This window comes from Dorea acetigenes (assembly GCF_025567385.1).
Classification (GTDB): Bacteria; Bacillota; Clostridia; order Lachnospirales; family Lachnospiraceae; genus Claveliimonas; species Claveliimonas acetigenes.
Genome location: NZ_JAOQJU010000010.1, coordinates 38,110 through 45,647, shown reverse-complemented (window position 1 = coordinate 45,647; position 7,538 = coordinate 38,110). Strand labels below are relative to the sequence as shown.

Annotated in this window: 9 protein-coding genes; 8 read left to right on the top strand and 1 reads right to left on the bottom strand. The window is 49.0% G+C overall.

Going from position 1 to position 7,538, the window contains the following annotated elements; all coding sequences use genetic code 11:
• From OCV99_RS09740 to OCV99_RS09720, 5 genes are all read left to right on the top strand, one after another.
• Positions 1-568 (top strand): sigma-70 family RNA polymerase sigma factor (locus OCV99_RS09740; RefSeq protein ID WP_262575302.1); only part of this gene is annotated, 568 nt, incomplete at its 5' end.
• Between the two features lie 209 nt (positions 569-777).
• Positions 778-1,359, top strand: a complete 582-nt coding sequence (locus tag OCV99_RS09735; RefSeq protein ID WP_158370176.1) for a DUF7768 domain-containing protein — start codon at positions 778-780, stop codon at positions 1,357-1,359.
• Complete coding sequence (locus OCV99_RS09730) at positions 1,352-1,672, top strand: hypothetical protein (RefSeq protein ID WP_158370174.1); 321 nt, start codon at positions 1,352-1,354, stop codon at positions 1,670-1,672. The genes OCV99_RS09735 and OCV99_RS09730 overlap by 8 nt, the downstream gene beginning before the upstream one ends.
• Positions 1,653-2,132, top strand: a complete 480-nt coding sequence (locus OCV99_RS09725) for a hypothetical protein (protein WP_158370172.1) — start codon at positions 1,653-1,655, stop codon at positions 2,130-2,132. Before OCV99_RS09730 ends, OCV99_RS09725 begins: the two co-directional genes overlap by 20 nt.
• Before the next feature lie 16 nt (positions 2,133-2,148).
• Positions 2,149-2,691, top strand: a complete 543-nt coding sequence (locus OCV99_RS09720) for an HNH endonuclease (RefSeq protein ID WP_158370170.1) — start codon at positions 2,149-2,151, stop codon at positions 2,689-2,691.
• Between the two features lie 2 nt (positions 2,692-2,693).
• On the opposite strand, the gene OCV99_RS09715 is transcribed toward OCV99_RS09720, so the two are convergent.
• Positions 2,694-3,832 (bottom strand): IS3 family transposase gene (locus tag OCV99_RS09715; protein ID WP_158370168.1). Its coding sequence is split into 2 segments (ribosomal slippage): positions 2,694-3,580 and positions 3,580-3,832, totalling 1,140 coding nucleotides; the frame shifts between segments, so codons are not numbered across the junction.
• 259 nt (positions 3,833-4,091) lie between these two features.
• On the opposite strand from OCV99_RS09715, the gene OCV99_RS09710 reads away from it, so the two are divergent.
• From OCV99_RS09710 to OCV99_RS09700, 3 genes are all read left to right on the top strand, one after another.
• Positions 4,092-5,387, top strand: a complete 1,296-nt coding sequence (locus OCV99_RS09710; protein WP_158370164.1) for a DUF2800 domain-containing protein — start codon at positions 4,092-4,094, stop codon at positions 5,385-5,387.
• Positions 5,388-5,498: 111 nt separating this feature from the next.
• The gene (locus OCV99_RS09705; protein WP_158370162.1) at positions 5,499-6,080 is read left to right on the top strand and encodes a DUF2815 family protein; all 582 of its coding nucleotides are present in this window, start codon (positions 5,499-5,501) and stop codon (positions 6,078-6,080) included.
• An 81-nt stretch (positions 6,081-6,161) separates the two neighbouring features.
• The coding region (locus OCV99_RS09700; RefSeq protein WP_158370281.1) for a DNA polymerase at positions 6,162-7,538 on the top strand (1,377 nt) is incomplete at its 3' end.

The following is a 7,538-nucleotide window of genomic DNA, read 5'->3' as shown; positions in this document are numbered from 1 at the left end:
AATCGCGGAGACGGAGAATGGAGACTGCAAGGTATACAGAAATGGTTATGCGGTCTACGTCAACGGTACTGGAACTGCGGTCCTCTGGCTGGCAGACTGCAGCTCTTTTACTTACCGTTTTGCACAGCTTGGTGACAGGGAAAAGGAGTACATGGCTGATACGGATACTCTGGACGAGTCTTTCTTTGGGGAGCAGCCGTGGTTCATGGCAGTGATGATCAGAGGAGGGCACCAGGTGGAGAAAAACAGCATGAACCGTCAGTTTGACCGCAAAGGGGCAAAAAAGGACTTGTGGGATGAAGATGAAACGGAGGAAAAGAGAGGACAGAGTTGGACTTCCGGAGATTATTATGAAAGCCCGGAGGAAGCGTGTGTTTGCAGAGAAACTATGAAAGAGCAGCTTGGAAGACTGACGGATAAACAGAGGGAGGTATTTATCCTTTACCATGTTTATGGGTTTGAAAAATATGAGATTGCGGAGCGGCTTGGCGTAAGCCGTGCGGCGGTTACGTACCGATTATTAGGGGCAGAGGACAGGCTGAGTAAAAATTTTCTGAAGAAATTTTGAAACCTACTTAATTTTGTACTTCTCCCACGACTATTTATGAGAGGAACTTTTCAGGAAGCCCACAGGCACACAGAGAAACCTCCCAAAAATCTGTGAGAGGAGGATAAGCCCATGAAGGTAATTTAAGCATTGGCACTGTAAATCCATAATACAACAAATCTGCCGCTTTCCTATTTCAGGAGGGCGGCAGCCATGAGAAGGAGGCCAATATGAACAAAAATAAATGCGAGGCGTGCAAAGAACGTAAGGAGCGTATCTATATCTGTTCCCCGCTGCGGCCAAAAGCACAGGAACCAGAGAGGGCAGAAATAGAGCTGAAGGACAACCTTGAAAGGGCAAAGGCAGCCTGCAGGCTGGTGGCGAAGCTCGGAGCCGTTCCGCTCTGCAGCCATCTTTTCTGCACACAGTTTCTGGATGATGCGGTTGCAGATGAGAGGAAGATCGGAAGGCGCATCGGCCTGGAACTGCTGAAGGATGCGGATGAACTGTGGTGCTTTTCTGAATATATCTCCGAAGGGATGATGGAAGAAATCGCGCTTGCATCGAAGCTGGGAATTCCGGTGAGAACCATTGGGGAATCGGCAGGGCTGCTGGGGAAGGCATCCGGCAAAAAATGCTGTGATCGGCAGGAACCGTGCGGGGCAGAAGGCACAGAGGATGCGGATATTGAGATCGGGATTCCCCTTTGCGGTGTTCAGGATGCAATGGAGGCGGTTAAGAAACTGCTGGAAGTCATTTTTGGTGATGGAATGACCGGAACAGATAAGAAGGGGGAAAATGGCAATGAGTAAGAAATGCAGGGCACAGCACAGCGGACCACACCGCCGTCATGGTGACCGGAATGTGCAGACACGCTATTCCGGCAAATGCAGGGGGCAGGAAATTACAAAAAATGTCCAGGAGGAAAGCAGGATGAAGGATGAAAAGAAAAAGGAAGGTAGCAAGAAGGATTTTGTGCCGGTTATTATCCCGGAAATCAAGGTCAAAATCCATGAGCTGCATATCCACATGGATGAGCGTATGGATACCGTGAATTTTAATGGGGACTGTGAGGTGTCCATTGCGGGTGGAGAGGAGGAAGCGTATGGCGAAGAAGACAGATGACAAACTGAAAACTATTCTGGTTCCGGTAGATGCGTCAAAACTCAGCCAGGGACTGAAGGCCGCTTTCATGGGCATTGCAATGGTCTTTGACAGCATCGGGGCCGGAGAAGCTGCCCTGGAATTGAAAGCTGCGGCCGGAGAGGTTTCCTGTTCCACAGATGAAGCAGAAACCAGACAGGGGGATACTGACGGAGCGGATATTGTAGAAAGCACAGGGAGTGATGAGATTGGCAGCGAAAACAAGAGTGATGCAGCCGTGGAGACTTCCGATACCGGACAGGCAGCGCCGGCCGCTGTTACGGTGGATGACATCACAAAGGTCATTGTAGCGAAGATCAAGCAGAAACGCATCAACAACGAAAAGATCGGGCAGCTTTTAAAGACCTACGGCGTGGACAAGGTCAGCAGCCTTCCTGCTGAAAAGTATGAGGCATTCCTGACGGATATCTCCCAGCTTTAAATGGGGGGAGACCGGAGTGGATGGCAATGATGCTGCTATGCAAATTCCGCTGACATGTGGGAAGGCAGCCTTAATAGACGCAGTGGATTACCCCAAAATCTGTGGATATAAATGGCGTTTTCATAGCGGATATGCGCGGGCTTTTAAATATAATCCATCCACTCAAAAGAACGATGCCATACACATGAGCCATTTGATCATGCCGTGTCCGCCAGGAATGGAGATAGACCATATCAATAGGGATAGGCTGGATAACCGTAAATGTAATCTCAGAGTGGTAACACGTTCACAGAACTGTGCCAACAGAGGTTCTTTCAAAAACTCAGTCTCGCAGTATAAAGGGGTCCATTGGAATAAGAAGATGGAACTGTGGGAAGCGGCAATAAGGAAGGATGGTATCCAGACAGCAATCGGTGCGTTTAACGACGAGGTCGCTGCTGCAAGCGCATATAACGATTATGCCAGAAAGATGTGGGGAGAATATGCAGCCCTTAATGATATAGAAGAGGTGGATTATAAGAGAATGCGCTGGATTATAGTCAATAAAGTGGACAAGTAAAATTAGGAAAAAAATAAGTTTTCTCTTTGAATGGGAGACAAGTCGCGATTATGAGAATGCGGTCTGAGAGAATTGTAGAAGCCATTGATGTAAGAAAAAAGACTTCGTTTCAATTGATCGAGAGATTGATAAGAACGTCTGTCGGTTTCTTCCTTCTTAAGATATTTGAAGAAGCATTCGACAACGGCGTTATCGTAGGGATGCCCCTTTGCAGAAAATGACTGGACGAAATGAAATTCATCCAGAACCCTTCGAAAATCATCAGAGGTAAACTGTGAGCCACGGTCAGAATGAAAAATGAGACCAGGAGAAGGATTTCTGGCAGCAACAGCATCACGAAGGGTATCAATTGCCAGAAAGCGATCCATTTTTGGGGAAACGCGATAAGCAATGACTTTGCGGGAAAACAGGTCGAGAATTACACATAGATAGTAAAATCTTCCGGCAACACGAAGGTAAGTAAAATCACTCACCCAAACGAGATTTGGTTCTGGCTGATCGAAATTCTGAGCGAGAATATTTTCGCAGGCAATATTCTGAGAGAAATGACGAGGGCGAGGAGGCTTTATAGTGCTCATTTTAGGGAGATTCATGGTTTTCATGAGTCGGTACACTCGACCGACACTGATATGGATGCAATAATCACGCTGAAGACAGATTTGGATTTTATGCGCACCTAATCTCTTATCCGAAGCAGCATAGATTTCAAGGATACGAGATCGGATCTCGGTATTTTCTATTTCTCTAGCAGAAGGTCTATGGTTCAGAAATTTGTAATATGTACTGCGATTAACCTTCAGAACACGGCAGAGAGTAGAAATTGAATGTTGATGAGACAGAGCACGGATAGCGATCAATCGTTGCCTGAGTGTGGCATGAATATTGCAATGGCTTTTTTTAATATAAGGTTTTCCTCCTCAAGCTGCGCATTCCGTTTTTGAAGTTCTTTGATCTGCTGAGCAGTTACGACTGTATTGTCATCCAGTTTCACTTCGGAATATTGACGCAGCCAATTTGTCAGGGCATTAGAAGAAACTCCATATTCTGCTTTGATTTGAGCGTAGGTCTTTCCTGAATGATAAAGGTTAACGATGGTTTGTTTGAATTCTGGCGTGTACTTGTTTTGCTTTTTGGTAGACATGCGATCACTCCTTTTGGTTTGTCTATTATTATACTTCACTTGTCCACTTTTTTAATATACATCCACGCCATTTAAAGCCTGAAAATTCAAGATCCAGATTCCGTGGGGTAACGATGCACAAATGTGGAAAGTGGACAGCGAGACTGACCATAAATGGAAAGAGGAAAACGCTCGGATATTTCACCACGCAAGAGGACGCGGCAAGAGCATATAACAGGGCTTATGAAGAATACACAGGCAGGGAGGGACCAAATGTAATATGAGTAAGAAAGAAGTAAAACCAGTCAGGGCTCAGGACTTTGCAGGACACAGGTGGGACGGCCCCGTGCTGGACCATGCATCGCGGAAACATGCCCTGCTCACAGCATCCGGTTCAGAGCGATGGAGGCACTGCACACCATCCGCCCGGCTGGAAGACCAGTTCCCAAATGCATCATCCGTCTATGCTGAGGAGGGGACAGCGGTACACGAGTATTGTGAGTACCTTGTCAGAAAGGATCTCCACGAGCGTGTCCAGATGCCGCAGTCAGATTTCTATACGGAAGAAGTTCTGGGATATGCGGAAATTTACAGGCAGTTTGTCATGGAGCAGGTTGAAAAATTGAAACGGGAGGGGCTGAACCCTATGGTCCTGGTGGAGGAGCGGCTTGACTTCTCTAATATCGTGCCGGAAGGATTCGGTACAGGGGACTGCCTGATTGCCGCGGAAGGTAAACTGCACGTTATTGATTACAAGAACGGCTATCATCATGTGGATGCGGAAAGGAACAGCCAGCTGATGCTGTATGGCTGCGGGGCATTAAATGCTTATGACTATGTCTTTGATGTAGAGGAAGTTTCCATGACGATTGTGCAGCCGAGGATAGAAAATATCTCCACATTCACTTGCAGCAAAGAAGAACTGCTGGCATGGGGCGAAGAGCTGAAACCCGTTGCGAAAATGGCTTTTGAGGGAAAAGGAGAACAGAATCCAGGAGAATGGTGCCATTACTGCAGGGCAAAACATGTCTGCAGGGCTTGTATGGACGCGGCGTTATCGCTTGCCAGGGAAGAGTTTCTCGATCTGGATGACGGCATCCTGGCTGATACAGCAGAAGAAACAGATGTCACAGCACCTTATAATCCGGATGAATCCGCACCCGTATTTAAAGCGCCGGGGCTGGTGAGTTTCCCGGAACTGGTAGCGGTCCTGCCAACCCTGAACCGTATCTCGTCCTGGATAGAGTCTGTTTTTGCTTTTATATCCGGGGAGGCGATCAACCATGGTGTGGCGGTGGACGGTTATAAAGTGGTGGAAGGCAGGACCAAGCGGGTATTTACTGACACAAAAGCAGTCATAAAAGCCGCGGAGGAACAGGGTTATACGGATATCTATAAGCAGGAGCTTCTGACCCTTACGGAGTTTGAGAAGATGATGGGCAGAAAGAAGTTTGCACAGATCCTTGGAAAGTATGTGGCCAAGCCTCCCGGAAAGCTGGCGCTTGTCCCGGAGAGCGACCCAAGGCCGGCAGTGGACGTAAGCAGTGCCGGGGATGAATTTGAGGCATTGGAATAGTGGGTTCCAGTCCGCACACCAAAGACACACAAATTATCCGGGGCGCATATTTATTCGCCGGTCCTGTACGTCCTTTTATAGCAGAAAAAATGATTATGGAGGGAAACATTTATGGCAAACCAGAAGAATTTCAGCGCAACAAAAGTGATCATCCCGTGCCGCATTTCCTTTGCGAACATCTGGGAAGCGAAATCAATTAATGGAGGGGAAGAAAAGTATTCCGTATCCTGCGTGATTCCAAAGTCGGATAAAAAGACCATCGCTAAGATCCAGAAAGCTGTGGAGGCGGCGAAGGAGGACGGGAAGACCCGCAAATGGAGCGGCAAGATCCCGCCGAACCTGAAACTTCCGCTCCGTGACGGTGATATCGACCGCTCGGATGATGAGAATTATCAGGACTGCTATTTCCTCAATGCCACCAGCAAGGATGCCCCGCAGGTGGTTGACCGCAGGGTGCAGCCGGTCACAGACCCGATGATGGTGTATTCCGGCTGTTACTGCAACGTATCCGTAAATTTCTACGCATTCAATGCGAACGGAAACCGTGGCGTTGCGGCGGGGCTTGGGAATATCCAGTTTGTGAAAGATGGGGAACGCCTGTCAGGGAAGGCTTCAGCGGATGCGGACTTTGATGCTTTGGAGGATGACGGTGGGGATGTCCTTGGGGATGACACGCCGGATTACTTGAGCTGACCCTTTGATGAGACAGATGGGACACATGGGAGGGCGGGAGGAATCCTTCCCTCCCTTTTTACATGCGGCGGAGGTGATTGAATGAGTGAAAGAACATCGGGGGAAAAGCCAAAGGTACTTGGGATCGATATAGAAACATTTTCTAATGTAGACCTCACCAAATGTGGCGTCTACAAATATGTGGAGGGTGATTTCCATATCCTTCTGTTTGCTTACGCTTTTGATGATGAAGAGGTAAAAATTGTGGATATGGCCTGCGGGGAAAGCATCCCGCAGGAAGTCCTGGATGCCGTTGATGATCCGGATATCATCAAAGCTGCATGGAACGCACAGTTTGAACGGACCTGTATCGGGCATTACCTTGGGCGGGTACTGGACCCGGATTCCTGGAGGTGTTCCATGGTACACGCCGCCTCTCTTTCGTTGCCGCTGGCGCTGAAGAATGCGGCAAAGGTATTAAAGACCGGACAGCAGAAGGACAGGGCAGGAGAGAACCTGATCAAATATTTTTCCGTCCCATGTAAGCCGACTAAGGCCAACGGCGGCAGGACAAGGAACCTGCCGGAGCATGATCCGGAAGGATGGCAGAAGTTTAAGGATTACTGCCTGCAGGATGTACGGACGGAGCGTGACATCCGAAAACGGCTGGAGGCATTCCCGATGCCGGATCAGGAGTGGGACTATTACCATATGGACCAGAGGATCAATGACCGGGGAGTGCAGATTGATACGGAACTGGTGGAGATGGCAATTGCCTGTGACCTGATTCTGTCGGATGAAATGGGCAAAAGGGCATATGAGCTGACCGGCCTTGAGAACCCGAACAGCGTCTCACAGCTGAAGAACTGGCTTGAGGGACGGGGGATTCCGGTGGAGAGCCTTGGGAAAAAGGATGTGGCGGCAATGATCACAGACCTTGATAAGAATGGCTGCGACCAGGAGGCGCTGGATATGCTGAAACTCCGGCTCCAGATGGCAAAGTCCAGTGTGAAAAAGTACCAGGCTGCACAGCGGTGCGTCTGTGAGGACGGAAGGGCAAGGGGGCTGTTCCAGTTCAATGGGGCCGCAAAGACAAACCGGTGGGCTGGCCGTCTGATCCAGCTGCAGAATCTTGTGAGAAATGAGATCAGCACACTGGATGAAGCCAGGGAGCTTGTAAAAATGGGGGAGTTTGAACTTTTGGAATCCATCTATGGGAATGCACCCGATATTCTTTCGCAGTTGATCCGGACGATGCTGGTTCCGAAGGAGGGGTACGAGTTTATTGTTGCTGACTTTTCCGCCATTGAGGCGAGGGTGCTGGCATGGCTGGCCGGGGAGCAGTGGCGGCTGGATGCTTTCCGTAATGGGGAGGACATATACTGCGCATCGGCATCACAGATGTTCGGCGTGCCCGTAGTAAAGCATGGGGTCAATGGGGAACTGAGGCAGAAAGGGAAGGTTGCGGAACTGGCGTGC